Source organism: Kribbella sp. NPDC050281 (assembly GCF_040655855.1).
Classification (GTDB): Bacteria; Actinomycetota; Actinomycetes; order Propionibacteriales; family Kribbellaceae; genus Kribbella.
On record NZ_JBFAKS010000002.1, the window covers coordinates 98,511 to 115,860 of the forward strand.

Consider the following 17,350-nt stretch of genomic DNA (forward strand, 5'->3'; position numbering starts at 1 on the left):
TCCTGGCAGGAGAGCAGGGCTACGGCCAGTAGGACGTGCCGGCTGTTGTGAATCGCAGCTGTCTGAGGCGCGCGATGGTGTCGGGAGTCGCGTGGTGGTGGATGGTTAGCCATCCTTGGTGTTCGGCGGCCGCACAGTTGGCGGGGTCGTCGTCGATGAGTAGTGCGGGCTGTCCGTCCGGTGCCGGCAGGACGGTGTCGGCGTACCGGAAGATCGCGGGGTCCGGTTTGGCGAGCCGGATCTCGTGGGACTTCACCGTCGCGGTGAAGACGTCCTGTCCGGCCAGCATGCGGGCGCGATGGGGTTCCCACTCGGCGACACTGTTGGTGAGGAGTCCGACTGGTACGCCGCGACCGGCGATGCGCTGCAGTTCGTCGAGAAGAACCTGGCTGACCGGCCGATCGGCGTACCAGTACTCGTCCCATCGACGCAGGTCGATGTGCGGCGTCGTCGACAGGCACGCGGTGAGCTGGTCGGCCCACTCGCGCTGGGACAGGATTCCCAGTTCGAGCGGTCCCAGTCCGTGCAGGCCGAGCCTGCCCGCGACCTGCTCGGCAGCTGCGGCCAACTCAGGCCACGAGACACCGCTCGCGGCGGCGACCCGTTCCGCGGCCTGCGCTACAGGTGGCGTCAGTACGCCGCCGAAGTCGGACCACACGACGCCCACCGTCGTACTGCTCATGGCAGCCGCCTGCCGTCGGGACCGAAGCGGTGCAGGCGTTCGATCGGAAGCGCGACGTGCGCGGTGTCGCCGGGCACGAGCCACCGCTCGCCCTCGCGCTGCACGAGCGCGAATCCGCCATCCGGTCCGGTGCACCGCACGTGCTGCCCGTCGCCGGTGTACTCGCACGATTCGACGACGCCCTCGATCAGCAACGCATCGGCCGGTCCGGACCCCAGCTGACCGTCGGTGGGCCGCCAGCCGATCCGGAGGCCGTCCCGGTCGTGCAGGTTCATCGGTGGGAAGCCGAGGAACGCGGCGACGAACTCGCTGGCCGGACGGCGGTAGAGCTCGTCCGGGCTCCCGCTCTGCGCGACGACACCGCGTTCCATCACGACGAGGTGAGTCGCCATCGAGAGCGCTTCCTGCTGGTCGTGTGTGACGAGGACGAGCGTCGTACCCAGTTCCCTGTGCAGGCGGGTGATCTCGGTGCGGGCCGACGCGCGCAGTTGTGGATCGAGCGCGGACAAGGGCTCGTCGAGCAGCAGGAGCGAGGGCCGGCGCACGATGGCCCGGGCGAGCGCTACCCGCTGGCGCTGACCGCCGCTGAGTTGGGCCGGACGCCGGGCCAGCAGGTCGTCGAGCCCGAGGAGTGCGGCGACGTCGCCGACTCGGGTACGGATCTGCTGCCGCGTCGGCCCCGACCGCCGGTCGTGCCGGGCCTGGAGGCGGAGCCCGAACGAGATGTTGCCCTCGACGGTCATGTGCGGAAACAGGGCGTAGTCCTGGAACACCATCGCCACGTCACGTTCGCCGGGGGACCGCGTGGTCACCTCGTCGGCTCCGATCCGCAGTACGCCGCGGTCCGGAGCCTCGAGACCCGCGATCGTCCGCAGGATTGTCGACTTGCCGCATCCGGACGGCCCGACGATCACCGTCAGGGAGCCGGCCGGGACAGTGAGGTCGACGCCGTCCAGAGCGACGACAGCGCCGAAGGACCGGGTCACGCCGGCGAGTTCGACCTGGGCCGGGACGAACCTCGGTCGGGGCGGGGACGAGAGAATGGTCATCGCAGTCCTGAGGTGAGGAAGGCGTCGGTGATCCGGCGCGAGGCGGCGAAGTACACGACGACGATGGGCAGACTCGTCAGGGCGGCGGCGGCGAGCAGGCCGCCGTAGTTGATGCCCTCAGCCGTCTCGAACTGCGCGAGTCCGACCTGCACGGTGGTGTGCAGCGCGTCGGGAGTGATGAGCAACGGCCACAGGTACTCGTTCCAGGTGGTGATGAACACCAGGATGCCGAGCGCCGCAATCGCCGGCCGCAGGCCGGGCAGCACCACGTGCCACAGCACTTCGTGGGGGCGGGCACCCTCCAGCCGCGCGGCAGCGGTCAGCGACGGCGGCAGCGCTTCCACGTGCTGCAGCAGCACCAGTACGGCGAGCGCCGACGAACCGAGCTGCGGAACGATGAGTCCCGCCTCGGTGTTCAGCCAGCCGAGCCGCGCCGCGAGCAGGAACTGCGGAACGATCAGCGCCTGCGGCGGGATCGCGAGCGAGATCGTCGTGAGCAGGAGTACGACCGAGCGCGCCCGCCGCCGGGCGTGGGCGAGCGCGAAGGCCGCGAGTACGGCGATCATCAGTTGCCCGACGGCGACGCCGGTCGCCATCACCGCGGTGCGTCCGACCAGCTCGGCGGCCGGCCAGCGGGTCAGGACGTCGGTGTAGTTGGCGATCGTCGGATGGGCGCTGACCGGAGCGAGGTCGAACACCTCGTTCGCCGGCTTGAACGACGTCAGGATCGCCCACAGCAGTGGGAATACGGTCAGCAGGGCCAGCGCGACGAGCGCGCCATGCCACCCGGCCGCGGCGAGCGGAACGGTTCGGCGTGTGGTCCGGCGCAGGTCACTCATGCCTGAGTCCGCGTTGGACCAGCAGGACGGCCGCACCGACGACGGCGAGCGCGAGCAGAACGAGCATCGCGGCCGCCGAGGCCTGGCCGATCTGGAAGAAGCCGAAGCCGAGCGTGTAGATGCGGTAGTACACGGAATCCGTCGTGTGGTCGGGGCCGCCCTGGGTGAGCACCGCGACATTCGTGAAGGTCCATTGGCCGGCCAGTACCAGGCTGAGCAGAGCGAGCACGATGGTTGGCCGGACCAACTGTGGCAGGACAACGAACCGCATGGTCTCCCACGTGCTCGCCCGTTCGAGTCGGGCCGCTTCGAGCAGCCTCCGGTCGAGCCCCGACAGCGCAGCGCCGTACAGGAGCATGTTGAACGCCGTCACCCGGGCGGCCGTGATCACGACGATCGTGAGCAGTGCGGTCGACGGGGAGCCGAGGAGGTCGACCGGCGGAATGCCCACCGCGTCGAGCACCCTGGCCAGCAGACCTTGCAGCGGGTTGAGGAGGAAGCGCCACGCCACGGCTGCGGAGACGGGGGCGATCATGACCGGCAGGAAGAGCAGCGATCGGTAGACCAGCGCGGAGCGCCCGGGACGCATCCACAGCATGGTCGCGATGCCGAGCGGTACGGCCGTTGCGAAGGGCAACAGCCCGAGCGCGTAGAGCACGGTCTGCACCGCGGAGCGAACGAAGTCGCGGTCACCGAGCAGGGCGCGCAGGTTGTCGAGTCCGGACCAGCTCGGGGTGTCGGTGAGACGCCAGTCGGCGAAGCTCAGTGCGAGGGTGACCAGCGCCGGCCCGTAGATCCACAGACCGAGCGCGACGAGCAGCGGGGCGAGGTAGCCCCACCCGCTGCGCGCCGTCGTACGAGTGGTCGCCTGAGTGCTCACTGACCGACCAGGTCGCGGATCCGGCCGGCCGTCGCGCCGAGGGTGGATCGGACGTCCGCCCCGCGCAACACGATCGGCTCGATCGCGTCGTCCTGCATCATCACCACCGCCTGGTTGGCCCGCGGTCCGGAGAACGATTGGTACGGGCTGACCGCGGCGAGCTGTTTCAGCGGCGGAAGCAGCAGCTGGTGGTCCTCGAAGTACTTGCCCAGGTACTGCGGGTCGGCCACGATGTCGGCGCGCAGCGGCAGGTAGCCGAGATCCTTGGTGATCATCGTGTATCCCTCCTTGCTGGTCAGGAACTTGACGAACTGCCACGCCGCCGCCTGCTTCGCGGAGTCCTTGCTCAGCACGATCAGGCCGGCACCGGAGAAGGTCGGTCGCGGGGCCGACGGGCCGAACGCCGGGAACCCGGTGCTGCGCAGCTCGAACTTGCCCTTGGCCGCCGCCTCGAGCTGACCGGAGAGCGCCGTACTGACCACGAACATGCCGAGGTTGCCCTTCGCGAAGTCGCTCAGCGCGTCCTCCACCCGGACGGCGGGCTGGAGCCCCGAGGTGGTCAGGCCTTGTACGGCTTCGAGCCCCGCGACGGCCTGGTCGGAGTCGAGCGCCACCGAACCGTTCGCGCCGATCAGCGAGCCACCGGCCGAGTCGATCACCGACTGGGTCAGGTAGTCCGACTTGCCCGGGTCGACGATCCCGAAGTACACACCGTGATGACCGGCGGCGACGATCGCCTTGGCGCTGGTGCGGACCTCATCGATCGTGGTCGGCGGGTGCGCCGGATCCAGGCCCGCGCTCTTGAACAGATCGGCGTTGTAGAACAGGGTCGGCACCGAGACGGTGTACGGCAGCGCACGGACCTCACCGTCGGAGGTCCCGGTCGTGAGGAAGCCTTGCTCGATGCCTTTGACCGACGAGTCCCAGTCGGTGCCGGCCACGGACTTCATCGACTGCGTGGGCAGGGTCTCGAACGCTTCGGCGAGCTTGCTGTACCCGATCTGCACCACGTCCGGTGCCGCCCCGGCCGCGACGGCGGCCTTGGTCTTGGTGAGAACGTCGGCAGTCGCCACACCCTGCGGCTTCACCGTGATCTCGGGGTGCAGTTGCGCGAAGCGGTCCAGCAGAGCCTGGGTGCCCGTGCCCGCCGCGCCCTGGGTTCCGTAGTTGTACGACGTGAAAGTGATGGTGGTGTGGCCGCCATCGGCCGAGCCGGACTGCTCGGCCGGCGAGCAGGCGATCAGGCCGACCAGCGTGCCGGCCGCGAGGACTGCGGCGGACACGGTGTGAAGGCGCTTCATGCGGAGACCTTTCGAGTCGGTACGACGGGAATGCGGTGACCGGGATCGGCGATCCGGACCGGTCCCCCGAACTCGCCGGCGGCACGTTCGCGGTGCCACTCGAGTTGGAGTGGATCGGTCGAGGAGAAATGGGTGAGGACGAGTTCGGCGGCCCCGGCGTCGGCCGCGGCCCGGCCCGCATCACGCGAGCTGAGGTGCCCGTGGCCGCTGCAGTCGGATTCCCTCAGCGTGCTCTCGCTCAGCAAGAGTCCGGTGCCTGTGGCAAGGATCGGGAGAGCGTCGGTGACTCCGGTGTCGCCGGTGTAGACCAGGCTTGCCCGCGCGGACTCGACCCGGACACCGCAGTTCGGGGCGGCGTGGCGGAGCAGCTCGAACCGGACCGAGAGGTGGCCGATGGCAACTGTTTCGCCGGGTTCGTACTCATGGATGGCGAAGGCGACGTCGAAGGCGCGATCGAGCAACGGATGGGTGGTCACCGGGAAGAGCCCGGCCAGCGACTCCAGCACGCTGGTTGCTCCACGGGGAACGAGCAGCGGCGTCCGCGGGACCGATTCGTCGAGTTCGAGGTCCGCGCTCTCGTCGATCCGCCGGATCCGGCGGCGGAGGAGCAGCTTGCCCAACGGCAGCAGGTCGTAGACGTGGTCGGAGTGCAGGTGGGTGATGGCGACGGCGTCGGGCAGGCTCGCCGGGCTGACGGTGCCGAGGCGCAGCGCCGTACCGGGGCCGGCGTCGAGTTGCAGCGTGATCTCGCCGTCGCGCACGAGGTAGCCGCTGCTCGCGTGGCCGCCGGCGGGCATGCCGGCCATGATGCCGAGGGGATGAAGGTCCATGAACCGCTCTCGATCCGGGACGCCCGGGGCGGCGTCGCGGACCCATGCTCGGACGGGTCTCCGGCCGCCATCAACGACCGATTCGTGATCGGCCGATCGGTCCGGCCGATCGGTGATCAGGCTTTACGCACGGTCTCGGCCAGGCGAACGAGTTGTGCGACCGTGCTGTTCACCAGAGGTTCATCGGCTGACTCGCTCCAGGCCACGTGAATCGGCAGACTCGGCTCGGCCGGGGCGAGCCGGAGCACGTGTACGCCGTTCGCCCGGTGCTGCTCCGCACGCGGCAGCGAGCAGAAGCCGATCGCGTCGCTGGTCTCCAGTTCGAGCAGGTAGCCCGACAGCTCGGTGGTGCTCGGCGTCCGCGGCAACTCGGTGCCGTAGCGCGCCGCCGTGGCCACGAGGGCCTCCTCGATCACGGTGCCACCGCCTTGGTACCCGGTCATCCTGGGGAAGCTGAGCACCTCGTCGTACCGCAGCCGCTCGCGTCCGGCCAGCGGGTGTCCAGGCCGGACGATCGCGACCACCGGTACGTCGAGCAGGTGTGCGCTGGTGACCCCGGGAACGACGACCGGCCCGTAGACGAGCGCGAGGTCGAGGTCGCCGCGACGCAACGCCCGGAGCTGTTCCGGCGAACCCATCTCGCGCAGCATCGTGGCCAGACCCGGGTTCTGGGCGCGCAGGTCCTCAAGGAGCGGGAGCAGCAGCAGGCGACTGGCCGGGTAGTTGGTGGCGATCCGCAGGGCGTCGTACCAGCCGGCCGCGACCTCCCGGGCCCGATGTACGGCGTGGTCCGCCGCCGAGAGCACGCGCTCGGCCTCGGCGAGAAACACCTTGCCCGCCGGCGTCAGCCGTACCGTCCGCGAACTGCGGTCCACGAGCCGTACGCCGACGTCGCTCTCCAGCCGCTGCAACTGCTGGCTCACCGACGCCTGCGCCAGAAACATCCGCTCCGCCGCCCGGCCGAAGTGCAGTTCCTCGGCGATCGCCCGAAAGATCTCCAGCTGCCGCAGCTCCATGGCCCCACGCAAACCGAACCACGTGAACAACAGGAAACCGGTCCGGCGGATCTAAGTCGTCGCGGCCGGGCGGGCCGTATGCCAAGGGGGCAGGCTCAGGACGGCACCGATGAGGAAGCACAGGGCGCCGAGCGAAGTGCACCAGTTCGCGGCGGCCAGGTCGAGTATCGAACCGGTGGACGGTACGACGAACGAGGCGATGGCCGAGATCCCGAACAGCACGCATCCGAGCAGATTCACGGCGGCCGCCGTACCTGCCCGATCCATCCGCCTCGGGAGAAGGCCCGGACCGGCCGTGACCCGGTAGGCCAGCGCGCCGGATACGAGGAAGCACGCCGAGCCGAAGACATCGGGCGTCCAGATCAGCCGGTTCTCCTGCTGCGTCGACAGGCTGTCCTGCATCGCGGAGTACGTACTGAGGTTGAACAGGAGAGTGCCGACGAACTGAACCGCCGCACTCCACCATGACGGGTCACGACCCCAGCGATGCCCGCGCCGGACGGTCCCCTCCCGCAGTTCCATGGCTGCGGCGAGGGTGAAGAAGATGGAGCCGACGAAGAAGACCACACTGTCGGCCGCGGCACCCACCAGCTGGACGAACCCGGGGAACGGCCCAACGAGGAAACAGACCGACCCCACCGCGAACCCCACGGAGATCGCGCGGTCCCAACCCACCCGGGTGGCCGGCCTCCGAACGGCAACCAGCGCGTGACCTATCACGTGCACACCACCCCCACGCGCAGACCGTACGGCGGCCCTCGGCACGCACGCTTCCCCCGGCAAGGATGACCTCAGCCGAGGCCCTTCAGGAGTTGGCGGGCCATGACGATGCGCTGGACCTGGTTGGTGCCTTCGTAGATCTGGGTGATCTTGGCGTCGCGCATCATGCGTTCGACCGGGTAGTCGTGGGTGTAGCCGTAGCCGCCGAGGAGTTGGACGGCGTCGGTGGTGACGGCCATCGCGACGTCGGAGGCGAAGCACTTGGCCGCGGCGCCGAAGTAGGTGAGGTCGGCGGCGTTGCGCTCGGAGCGGGCGGCGGCGGAGTACGTGAGCTGGCGGGCCGCCTCGATCTTCATGCCCATGTCGGCGAGCATGAACTGCAGGCCCTGGAACTCGGCGATCGCCTTGCCGAACTGCTTGCGCTCCTTGACGTACCCGAGCGCGTAGTCGAGCGCGCCCTGCGCGATCCCGAGCGCCTGCGCGGCGATCGTGACCCGGGTGTGGTCCAGCGTCGCCATCGCGGTGGCGAACCCGGTGCCGGGGTCGCCGATCATCCGGTCGACGGGGATCCGGACGTTGTCGAAGTACACCTCGCGTGTCGGTGACCCCTTGATGCCGAGCTTCTTCTCCGGCGCACCGAACGACACACCGTCGTCGGCCTTCTCGACGACGAACGCCGAGATCCCGCGCGACCGCGCGTCCGGGTCGGTCACCGCGAAGACGGTGTAGTAATCGCTGACCCCGGCATTGGTGATCCACCGCTTCACGCCGTTCAGCACGTACGCGTCACCGTCGAGGACCGCGCGGGTCCGCATCGAGACCGCGTCCGAGCCGGCCTCGGGCTCGGACAGGCAGTACGAGAACATCGCGTCGCCCGCGGCCACCGGCGGCAGGTAGCGCTGCTTGACCTGGTCCGACCCGGACAGCAGCAGCGGCAGCGAGCCGAGTTTGTTCACCGCCGGGATCAGTGAGGTCGACGCGCAGGCGCGGGCGACCTCCTCGATCACGATCACCGTCGCGAGCGCGTCCGCCCCGGCGCCGCCGTACTCCTCCGGGATGTGCGGCGCGTGGAAGTCCGACGCCTTCAGCGCGTCGTACGACGCCTTCGGGAACTCGGCCAACTCGTCCACATCGCCCGCGTGCGGGGCGACCTTGGCGTCGCAGACGTCGCGAACCGCGGCCCGGATCGCCTCGTGCTCCTCGGACAGCGCGTACAGGTCGAATGAGTTACTCACGAGTTGCACTGTACGACGTACGCCCGCCCGCAGGGAGCCGAAAGTGACCAACAGCGCACGGCCCTGAGGCTCCGTGGACATGAGCCGGTCACCGGCTGATAACTGCGGTGGGTAGAGTCCCGGACATGAGTGAAGCGACCTCCCGCCCCCTGCGGATCGCCGTGATCGGCACCAGCTACCTCGGCGCGAACACCGCCGCCGGCATGGCCGAGTTCGGTTTCGACGTGATCGGCGTCGAGATCGACGAACACCGGCTGAAGCTGCTGAACGACGGCAAGGCACCGCTGTACGAACCCGGGCTGGACCCGCTGCTGAAGAAGCACGTGGACTCCGGCCGGCTGCGGTTCACCAAGGACTACCACGAGATCGCGGACTGGGCCGATGTGCACTTCATCAGCGTCGGCACCCCGCAGCTCGAGGGCAGCGAGGCGGCCGACCTGTCCCAGGTCAACTCGGTCGTCGACATGCTCGCTCCGCTGCTGACCCGGCCGACCCTGGTGGTGGGCCGGTCGACGGTCCCGGTCGGTACGTCGAAGCACATCGAGCACCGTCTCCACACCGAGGCCCCGGCCGGTACGGCGATCGAGCTCGCCTGGCAGCCCGAGTTCCTCCGCGAGGCGCACGGCGTGGACGACACGCTGCACCCGGACCGGCTCGTGTTCGGCGTGGAGTCGCAGACCGCGGAGGCCAAGCTGCGCGAGGTCTTCGCCATCCCCATCGCCGAGGGTTCGCCGGTCGTCGTGTGCAACCGGCCGACCGCGGAGCTGGTGAAGGGCGGCGCGAACGCCTTCCTGGCCACGAAGATCTCGTTCATCAACGCACTCGCCGAGCTGGCCGACGCGTCCGGTGCCGACGTCACCCAGCTCGCCGACGCGCTCGGCTACGACAAGCGGATCGGCCGCGGCATGCTGAACGCCGGCCCCGGGTACGGCGGCGGCTGCCTACCGAAGGACCTGCGCTCGTTCATGCACCGCGCCGGTGAGCTCGGGGTCGAAGAGGTGATCACGCTCCTGCGTGAGGTCGACGACATCAACCAGCACCGCCGGGCCCGGATCGTCGACGTCACCCACGAGGTGCTCGGTGGCGAGTGGGTCGGCCGGAACGTCACTGTTCTCGGGGCCGCGTTCAAGGCCGGCACCGACGACGTACGCGACTCGCCGGCCCTCGACGTGGCCGGCCGGATCCAGCTGCACGGCGCGAACGTCACGGTCTACGACCCGGAGGCGATGGAGAACGCCCGCAAGGTCCGGCCGACCCTGCGCTACGCCGGCTCCGCCACGGAGGCGTGCGAGGGCGCTCACGCCGTACTGCACCTGACCGAGTGGCCCGAGTTCCGCGAGCTCGACCCGGCCGCCCTGCGGGGAGTCGTCACCGCGCCCGCGATCATCGACGCCCGCCTCCTCCTCGACGCGGCGAAGTGGCGCGCCGCCGGCTGGATCTACCGCGCCCCTGGCAAGCCCTAGCTGCCGGCCCGCTGGCGGGTTGTTTCATCACTGGCGGCCTAGAACCGGTCAGCGAGCAAACAACCCGCCAGCCACCGGCGTCAGGTGACGGTGGCGTTGCGGAGGACGGGGCGGGTCAGTACGACGAGACCGGTGAGGGCAGCGGCGATGGAGATGCCGAGGCAGACGCCGTTGATGCCCACCGACTCCGCGAGGCTGCCGAGCACCGGGTTCATCACCACGAGCGCGAGGCTCTGGCAGAGCACCACGACGGACTGCAGGCGGGACTGGTAGTCGCGCTCGACCGAGTTCATCAGCATCGGCAGCACGTGGCCGGTGAACGTACCGACGCCGATCCCGCTCAGCACACCGGCAGCGAACGCCAGCGGCAACGGATCGAGGAACGAGAGGCCGAGCAGACCCGCGGCCGCCACCAGCAGTCCGAGGGCGGCGAAGATGCCCGGCCGGGAAAACGCGCCGCGCAACAGGATGCGCAACGCGATCACCCCCACTCCGAGGCTCCGGCTCGCCACCAGCAGACCCGCGGTCGCGGCGTCCCAGCCGTGCGACCGGGCGAGCAGTGGGAAGAGCAACGCGTCCAGCGGCATCAGCAGACCGGCCGCGACCGTCATCGTGATCAGCAGCGCCTTGGTCAGCGGCCGGCCGAAGGCGACCTTGATCCCGTCCACGATCGACCGGAACATGCCGGTCTGCATCCGCCGGGGTGGGCTGATCGTGTTCCGGAGCAGCAGCAGTACGCCGATCATCACCCCGAAGGTGATGGCGTCGAACCCCGCCGCCGCGGTGAGCCCGGCCCAGCTGACCAGGACACCGCCGACCGCCGTACCGGTCACGGCGAAGACCACTCCGATGACCTGGAAGCTGGCCAGCGCGCGCGGCACCTGCTCCGGCGGGACGAGCAGCCGGGGCATCGAGCGCGACGACGGCAGGAAGAACGCGTCGATCACGCCGACGATCAGCGCCAGCCCGAGCAGCAGCCAGATCGGCTCGCCGACGGCCAAGGTGGCCGGCACCAGCGCCACCGTCAGCAGGAACATCGCGGTGCAGCTGGCCAGCAACACCCTCGGGGCGCCGAACCGGTCGCCGACCGCACCGCCGACCAGCAGCAGAGCGGCCCGCGGAGCGGCGGCCAGGAGCAGGACAAGTCCGGCGATACGGCCACCATGTTGGCTGGCCGACCATCCGATGGCGAACGTCATCGTCAGGTCGCCGAGGAGGGACACGGCAGCACCGAACAGCCAGATCCAATAACGGACCGGGATGCGCTGCGTATCCGGTTCAGCGGGCGGAGTCACGATCGACGACCTTAGACGACATCGGTTGGGATCTCACGATCTACCCTGCCCGCCCTGTGGAAAACAATTACATCGTCAGGATTTACGGAGCTCGGTCGCCCCGTCACGCACCGTGGCGCCCTTGGCCCGGGCCAGGTCGGCCAGCGACTCCTGGAAGGCGATCATCCGGTCCCGCAGCTTCTCGTCGGACGCGGCCAGGATCCGGACCGCCAGCAGGCCCGCGTTCCGGGCGTTGCCGATCGACACCGTCGCCACCGGGACCCCGGCCGGCATCTGCACGATCGACAGCAGCGAGTCCATCCCGTCCAGGTACTTCAGCGGCACCGGTACGCCGATCACCGGCAGCGGAGTCACCGCCGCGAGCATGCCGGGCAGGTGCGCGGCCCCGCCGGCGCCGGCGATCAGCACCTTCAGGCCGCGCTCGTGCGCTGACCGTCCGTAGTCGAGCATCTCGGCCGGCATCCGGTGCGCCGACACGACGTCTGCCTCAAAGGGCACGTCGAATTCGGCGCACACTTCGGCCGCGGCCCGCATCGTCGGCCAGTCCGAGTCGGATCCCATCACGATTCCCACGCTCATGCCGCAATCCCTTACTCGTCAATGGTTCCGGTCAGGTAAGCCGCCGCGTGCCGGGCGCGCTCCCGGGTCTCCTCGAGGTCGTCGCCGTACGCCGTGACGTGGCCGACCTTGCGTCCGGGCTTCACCGACTTCCCGTAGAAATGGACCTTCAACCCGGGGTCGCGAGCCAGGCAGTGCAGTAGCCCACGGTGCATGTCCTGAACGTCGCCTCCGAGCACGTTGACCATCACCGTGTACGGCGCTCGTGCGGCGGGCGACCCGAGTGGCAGGTCCAGCACCGCGCGCAGGTGGTTCTCGAACTGGGAGGTGACCGCGCCGTCGATCGACCAGTGGCCGGTATTGTGCGGGCGCATCGCCAACTCGTTCACCAGCAGCCGGCCGTCGCGGGCCTCGAACATCTCGACCGCGAGGATCCCGACCACGCCGAGCTCGCCGGCGATCGTCAACGCGGTCTGCTGCGCCTGCGCGGCCTTGTCCGGCGAGAGACCGGGAGCGGGGGCGGTGACCTCGACGCAGATGCCGTCCTTCTGCACCGACTCGACGATCGGGTACGCAACCGCCTGACCGTGCGGCGAACGGGCGACGATCGCCGACAGCTCGCGGACGAAGTCCACCTTCTCCTCGGCCAGGATCGGTACGCCGCTGCCGAACGCGGCCGCGACCGCCTCGTCGTCCGGGCCGTCGACGAACCAGACGCCCTTGCCGTCGTACCCGCCGCGGGTGGTCTTCAGGATGATCGGGAATCCGCCGACCCGCTTGGCGAAGTCGGCGACGTCGGCCGACGTCTCGACCACCTGGTGGGCCGGCGCCGGTGCGTCGAACGTGTCGAGCCGCCGGCGCATGACCGCCTTGTCCTGGGCGTGGACCAGAGCGTCCGGACCGGGGTGGACCTTGACCCCGTCGGCCTCGAGCGTGTGCAGCAGATCGGTGGGCACGTGCTCGTGGTCGAACGTGACCACGTCACACTCCGCCGCGAACCGGCGTACCGTCTCGGGGTCCTTGTAGTCGCCGACCGGCGCGTCCGCGACCGCCTGGGCCGCCGACACCGTCGGGCCCTCGGCCAGCACCCGGAGCTGGATGCCGAGCGCGACCGCGGTCTCCTGCGTCATCCTGGCCAACTGTCCACCGCCGACCATGCCGACCACGGGCGTTCCGGCCGGGAGGTCCTTCCGCTCGAACTTCACAGGGCTGAGCCTAATGTCCATACAACACCCGTCCGCAGGCGGCCACCGCGGCGCGCGGGCGATTTCGGAACCGGGCCGTTCGCCGGGTACCGTGGGAAGCTGCCCTCCCGTCGCGGTGTGATCACAGAAGGTTCCGGAGACCTTGAAGCTCGTCACCAAGCTCTACGGCCAGGTCGAGCACCTGGTCCACGAAGTGGCCAAGTTCGGTCTTGTCGGTCTGCTCGGTCTGGTCGTCGATCTGCCGATCTACAACTGGCTGGTCTTCAACAACCCCTTGGTGCTCGCCGACTCCGGCGAGGGCATGCTGCACCACAAGCCGCTGACCGCGAAGCTGATCTCGACCACGGTGGCGACCGTCGCGACGTACTTCGGGAACCGGTACTGGACCTGGAAGAACCGCGAGCGCAGCGGGCTGCACCGCGAGTACGTGCTGTTCTTCGTGCTGAACGGGATCGGCCTGCTGATCGCGGCCGGCTGCCTGGCCTTCTCCCGCTACGTGCTCGACCTGCACAGCTGGCTGTCCGACAACATCGCCGCGAACTTCATCGGTCTCGGACTCGGCACCCTGTTCCGCTTCTGGTCGTACCGCAAGTTCGTCTTCCGCGAGGAGATCGACCTCGACGAGACCGAGCACACCCCGGACTCCCCCGCCGAGCTCGACCCGGAGACCACCGGCGACCTGCCTGCCGTTCGCTGACCTCCGCCGCCGAAAGGCCGTTGGTTCCGTCGGCCGGTCGTGTGAGGATGCGGACGTGACCGACTTTGATGTGCGTTCGGCGGTGGCCGGGGAGTACGACGACGTACAGGCTGTGTTCGGCGGGGCGATGATGTTCGATCCGTCGCCGGACGACTTGAGCCGGCGGCTGTTCGAGCCGGACCGCGCACTGGTCGCGACCGACGGGCCGGCCATCATCGGCACCACGAGAGCGCTGACCCGTGATCTGTCCGTACCGGGTGCGGTGGTGCCCGCCGCGCACGTGACCGGGGTCGGGGTGCGGCCGACGCACCGCCGCCGGGGCGTCATGGCGGAGTTGATCGTCCGCCAACTGCGCGAGGTGCCGGAAGCGATCGCGGTGCTGTGGGCCAGCGAGCCGGGCATCTACGGACGGTTCGGGTACGGCGCTGCCGCCTGGGGTACGTCGTACGAGATCGACTTGCGCCGGGTCGGGCCGCCGGACGTCCGGATCCGTCCCGGCGAGATCACCGAGCTGGCCGCGGACGAGGCAATCAAGGAGCTGGCGCCGATCCTGCGGAGTCTGCAGGAACGGCGACCTGGTGTGTCCGGCCGGTCGGAGCTCCGGTGGGAGGGGCACCTCCAGGACAAGAAGGACGATCGCGACGGCCGGACGGCCCGGCAGATCCTGGTCCACCGCGACGAGACCGGCACCATCGACGGGTACGCGCTGTGGCGCGGCAAGCTCGAGTGGGGCCACACGGGTCCGGCCAACCAGGTGATGCTGGAGGAGCTGGTCGCGCTCACGCCGGCGGCGTACAAGGCGCTGTGGCATTACGTGCTGACGCTCGATCTGGCCGCTACGCTCGGGTACGGGTACGCCGCCATGGACGAGCCGCTCCAGCAACTGGTCGTCACTCCGACCGCGCTGAACCGGCGGGTGAACGAATCGCTCTGGGTTCGGGTGACGGACGTCGTCCGTGCCCTTGGGCAACGCCGGTACGCCGTCCCCGTGGACCTGGTGCTCGACGTGACCGACGAGCTGATCCCGGCGAACACCGGACGCTTCCGGCTCACCGCGGACGGCCCGAAGGTGCGGTGTGAGCGGACCGAGGACCCCGCCGACCTGAGCCTGTCGGTGACCGAGCTCGGTGCGGCGTACCTCGGCGGTCGTCCGCTCGCCGAATTCGCCGCGACCGACCGGGTCACCGAGCACACTCCGGGCGCACTCGACTCCGCGACGGCCGCGTTCGCCTGGCCGGTTCTCCCGGTCAGCCTCGAGATCTTCTGAACAGCGTCTAGCGCTCGCCGTCGTCGGAGCTGAACAGCGTCTCGCCGTCGTCGGACTTCGACCGCTGCTCCTCCGGCTGCGGCCGGCGGCGCATGTGCTCCGGCGGATCCTCGTCGGACAGGATGCCGTCGCCCGGCCGGCCCTCGGGCCCACCGAAGAGCAGGTCGGACATCTGCAGGTGGACGTGCTCGACATGCGGTACGTCGGGCAGGACCACCTGGCCGCGCTCGCCCGCGGACTCGATGTGCAGGGTGCCGCAGCCGAGGATCCGGTCGACCAGACCGTGCTCGTAGGAGACGTCGTTGATCCGCATCAGCGGGATGTCCCGGCCGGTCCGGGTCAGGATGCCGTGCCGGGTGATCAGTCGCCGGTTCGTGACCGTGTACGTCGAGAAGAACCAGTTCAGGAAGGGCTTCAGCGCGAACGCCACCAGGATCACCACGCCGACCGCGAGGATCGCGATCCGGCCCGGCGTCTGCAGCGACCCCGACGGCACGATCGCGGCCAGGAACCCGCCCGCACCCGCCACCACCAGCAGCAGGAACACCGGGAAGATCAGCGCCTTCCAGTGCGTCCGGGTGCTGACGACGACGTACTCGTCCTCACCCAACAACTTCGCCGAGATCGCCATGCCTCCAGTGTCACAGTTCCCAGGTCCGGTTGTCCCGCCCCGACACGTTCGGTGAGAAAGTGGTTTAACACTTCACAAAGTGCATACAGTCAGCCAAGATGCGCGAGGGGTAACCACTGGGGGGCCGAGAGAAGGAGCCGTGATGGGCATCTTGTCGGTACTCGACCGGGAGCACACCGTCGCACCACCGGGATACAGCCGCTGGCTGATCCCGCCGGCTGCACTGGCGGTCCACCTGTGTATCGGCCAGGCGTACGCGACCAGCGTGTACAAGACGTCGATGGTCAAACACTTCGACACCAGCCAGACCGCGGTCGGTGTGGTGTTCAGCATCGCGATCGTGATGCTGGGACTGTCCGCCGCCATCGGCGGCACCTGGGTGGAGCGCAACGGCCCACGCAAGGCGATGTTCGTCGCCGCCTGCTTCTGGGCCTGCGGGTTCCTGGTCGGTGCCCTCGGCATCGGCACCGGGCAGCTCTGGCTGGTCTACCTCGGGTACGGCTTCATCGGCGGCATCGGCCTCGGGATCGGGTACATCTCGCCGGTGTCGACGCTGATCAAGTGGTTCCCGGACCGCCCGGGCCTGGCGACCGGGCTGGCGATCATGGGCTTCGGCGGCGGCGCGCTGGTCGCGAGCCCGTTGTCGCGTCAGTTGCTGAGCCTGTACGACGCGGGCTACGACCCGGACGTCAGTACGTCGGTCGCCGGTGGCGGCGCGCTGGTCGGGCTGTTCCTCACCCTCGGCATCGTCTACTTCGCGATCATGATGTTCGGCGTCTTCAACATCCGGGTGCCGGCCGAAGGCTGGGTCCCCGACGGGTTCGACCCGGCGACGGTCAAGCAGAAGACCATGGTGACCACCGCGAACGTGTCCGCCGCGAACGCGATCAAGACCCCGCAGTTCTGGCTGCTCTGGGTGGTCCTGTTCTGCAACGTCACTGCGGGCATCGGCATCCTCGAGCAGGCCAGCCCGATGATCCAGGACTTCTTCCGCGGGGACGACGGCAAGTCGAGCGTCGCGGTCGCCGCCGCGGCCGGCTTCGTCGGGCTGCTGTCGATCTTCAACATGGCCGGCCGGTTCGGCTGGTCGACCACGTCGGACGTGATCGGCCGCAAGCCCATCTACATGATGTATCTGGGCGTCGGCATGATCGCCTACTTCCTGCTCGCCACCGTCGGGCACAACAGCACCGCGATCTTCGTGCTGCTGGCCGCGGTGATCATCTCGTTCTACGGCGGTGGTTTCGCGACCGTTCCGGCGTATCTGCGGGATCTCTTCGGCACCTACCAGGTGGGCGCGATCCACGGCCGGCTGCTGACCGCGTGGTCGGCGGCGGGCATCGCCGGGCCGCTGATCATCAACGGCTTCCTGGACCGGGAGGGCAAGCCCGGCACGCTGACGGCCGACGCCTACCGGCCGGCGCTGTTCACGATGGTCGGCGTGCTGGCCGTCGGGTTCGTCGCCAACCTGCTGATCCGGGCGGTCGCCGACAAGTTCTACGAAAGCTCCGAGACGACCGTGGAGGCATCACGATGAACCAAACCCCACGCCTGGTGGTCTCCTGGCTGCTGGTCGCCGTGCTGCTCGGGTACGGCGTGATCGAGACCCTGATCACCGCAGTCAAGATCTTCACCAGCTAAAACAGCGAAAACGATCAAGTACTACGACCAAGGCGGCGGCA

At 69.2% G+C, this 17,350-nt stretch carries 17 protein-coding genes; 4 read left to right on the plus strand and 13 right to left on the minus strand.

Going from position 1 to position 17,350, the window contains the following annotated elements; translation table 11 throughout:
• Nucleotides 1-19 precede the first annotated feature (19 nt).
• From AB0I34_RS03040 to AB0I34_RS03080, 9 genes are all read right to left on the minus strand, one after another.
• Nucleotides 20-682 (minus strand): HAD family hydrolase, encoded by a 663-nt coding sequence (locus tag AB0I34_RS03040; protein WP_360438417.1) that lies wholly within the window; start codon nucleotides 680-682, stop codon nucleotides 20-22.
• Nucleotides 679-1,731 (minus strand): ABC transporter ATP-binding protein, encoded by a 1,053-nt coding sequence (locus tag AB0I34_RS03045; RefSeq protein ID WP_360438420.1) that lies wholly within the window; start codon nucleotides 1,729-1,731, stop codon nucleotides 679-681. Before AB0I34_RS03045 ends, AB0I34_RS03040 begins: the two co-directional genes overlap by 4 nt.
• Entirely contained in the window at nucleotides 1,728-2,570 is an 843-nt protein-coding gene (locus AB0I34_RS03050; RefSeq protein WP_360438423.1) for a carbohydrate ABC transporter permease, read from the minus strand. The genes AB0I34_RS03045 and AB0I34_RS03050 overlap by 4 nt, the downstream gene beginning before the upstream one ends.
• Nucleotides 2,563-3,450 carry a sugar ABC transporter permease gene (locus tag AB0I34_RS03055; protein WP_360438426.1) on the minus strand — a complete coding sequence of 296 codons (888 nt, stop codon included), beginning with the start codon at nucleotides 3,448-3,450 and terminating at the stop codon, nucleotides 2,563-2,565. The genes AB0I34_RS03050 and AB0I34_RS03055 overlap by 8 nt, the downstream gene beginning before the upstream one ends.
• Nucleotides 3,447-4,751, minus strand: coding sequence for an extracellular solute-binding protein (locus AB0I34_RS03060; RefSeq protein ID WP_360438429.1), 1,305 nt, complete (start codon nucleotides 4,749-4,751; stop codon nucleotides 3,447-3,449). The genes AB0I34_RS03055 and AB0I34_RS03060 overlap by 4 nt, the downstream gene beginning before the upstream one ends.
• On the minus strand, nucleotides 4,748-5,581 hold the full coding sequence (locus tag AB0I34_RS03065; RefSeq protein WP_360438432.1) for an MBL fold metallo-hydrolase: 834 nt from the start codon (nucleotides 5,579-5,581) through the stop codon (nucleotides 4,748-4,750). Before AB0I34_RS03065 ends, AB0I34_RS03060 begins: the two co-directional genes overlap by 4 nt.
• A 116-nt stretch (nucleotides 5,582-5,697) precedes the next feature.
• Nucleotides 5,698-6,597 (minus strand): LysR substrate-binding domain-containing protein, encoded by a 900-nt coding sequence (locus AB0I34_RS03070; RefSeq protein ID WP_360438435.1) that lies wholly within the window; start codon nucleotides 6,595-6,597, stop codon nucleotides 5,698-5,700.
• A 51-nt stretch (nucleotides 6,598-6,648) separates the two neighbouring features.
• A complete protein-coding gene (locus tag AB0I34_RS03075; RefSeq protein ID WP_360438438.1) occupies nucleotides 6,649-7,323 on the minus strand; it encodes a hypothetical protein in 675 nt (224 codons plus the stop codon).
• Nucleotides 7,324-7,388: 65 nt separating this feature from the next.
• Nucleotides 7,389-8,552, minus strand: a complete 1,164-nt coding sequence (locus tag AB0I34_RS03080) for an acyl-CoA dehydrogenase family protein (RefSeq protein ID WP_360438441.1) — start codon at nucleotides 8,550-8,552, stop codon at nucleotides 7,389-7,391.
• Between the two features lie 125 nt (nucleotides 8,553-8,677).
• Here AB0I34_RS03080 and AB0I34_RS03085 point away from each other — a divergent pair, with 125 nt between their 5' ends.
• Nucleotides 8,678-10,015, plus strand: coding sequence for a UDP-glucose/GDP-mannose dehydrogenase family protein (locus AB0I34_RS03085; RefSeq protein ID WP_360438444.1), 1,338 nt, complete (start codon nucleotides 8,678-8,680; stop codon nucleotides 10,013-10,015).
• 80 nt (nucleotides 10,016-10,095) lie between these two features.
• Here AB0I34_RS03085 and AB0I34_RS03090 read toward each other — a convergent pair whose 3' ends face one another.
• The 3 genes from AB0I34_RS03090 to AB0I34_RS03100 form a co-directional block, all read right to left on the minus strand.
• Nucleotides 10,096-11,310: an MFS transporter gene (locus AB0I34_RS03090; RefSeq protein ID WP_360438447.1), complete on the minus strand. Its 1,215-nt coding sequence runs from the start codon at nucleotides 11,308-11,310 to the stop codon at nucleotides 10,096-10,098.
• Nucleotides 11,311-11,385: 75 nt separating this feature from the next.
• Nucleotides 11,386-11,889, minus strand: a complete 504-nt coding sequence (gene purE / locus AB0I34_RS03095; RefSeq protein ID WP_360438450.1) for a 5-(carboxyamino)imidazole ribonucleotide mutase — start codon at nucleotides 11,887-11,889, stop codon at nucleotides 11,386-11,388.
• Between the two features lie 11 nt (nucleotides 11,890-11,900).
• Entirely contained in the window at nucleotides 11,901-13,073 is a 1,173-nt protein-coding gene (locus tag AB0I34_RS03100) for a 5-(carboxyamino)imidazole ribonucleotide synthase (RefSeq protein ID WP_360438453.1), read from the minus strand.
• Nucleotides 13,074-13,215: 142 nt separating this feature from the next.
• Between AB0I34_RS03100 and AB0I34_RS03105 the strand changes: the two genes are divergently transcribed.
• Both AB0I34_RS03105 and AB0I34_RS03110 read left to right on the plus strand, forming a co-directional pair.
• Nucleotides 13,216-13,770 (plus strand): GtrA family protein, encoded by a 555-nt coding sequence (locus AB0I34_RS03105; protein ID WP_360438456.1) that lies wholly within the window; start codon nucleotides 13,216-13,218, stop codon nucleotides 13,768-13,770.
• A gap of 55 nt (nucleotides 13,771-13,825) precedes the next feature.
• Complete coding sequence (locus AB0I34_RS03110) at nucleotides 13,826-15,037, plus strand: GNAT family N-acetyltransferase (RefSeq protein ID WP_360438459.1); 1,212 nt, start codon at nucleotides 13,826-13,828, stop codon at nucleotides 15,035-15,037.
• A 7-nt stretch (nucleotides 15,038-15,044) separates the two neighbouring features.
• On the opposite strand, the gene AB0I34_RS03115 is transcribed toward AB0I34_RS03110, so the two are convergent.
• Entirely contained in the window at nucleotides 15,045-15,668 is a 624-nt protein-coding gene (locus tag AB0I34_RS03115; RefSeq protein WP_360438462.1) for a PH domain-containing protein, read from the minus strand.
• Nucleotides 15,669-15,810: 142 nt separating this feature from the next.
• Between AB0I34_RS03115 and AB0I34_RS03120 the strand changes: the two genes are divergently transcribed.
• The gene (locus AB0I34_RS03120) at nucleotides 15,811-17,205 is read left to right on the plus strand and encodes an OFA family MFS transporter (RefSeq protein ID WP_360438465.1); all 1,395 of its coding nucleotides are present in this window, start codon (nucleotides 15,811-15,813) and stop codon (nucleotides 17,203-17,205) included.
• The last annotated feature ends 145 nt before the right edge of the window (nucleotides 17,206-17,350 follow it).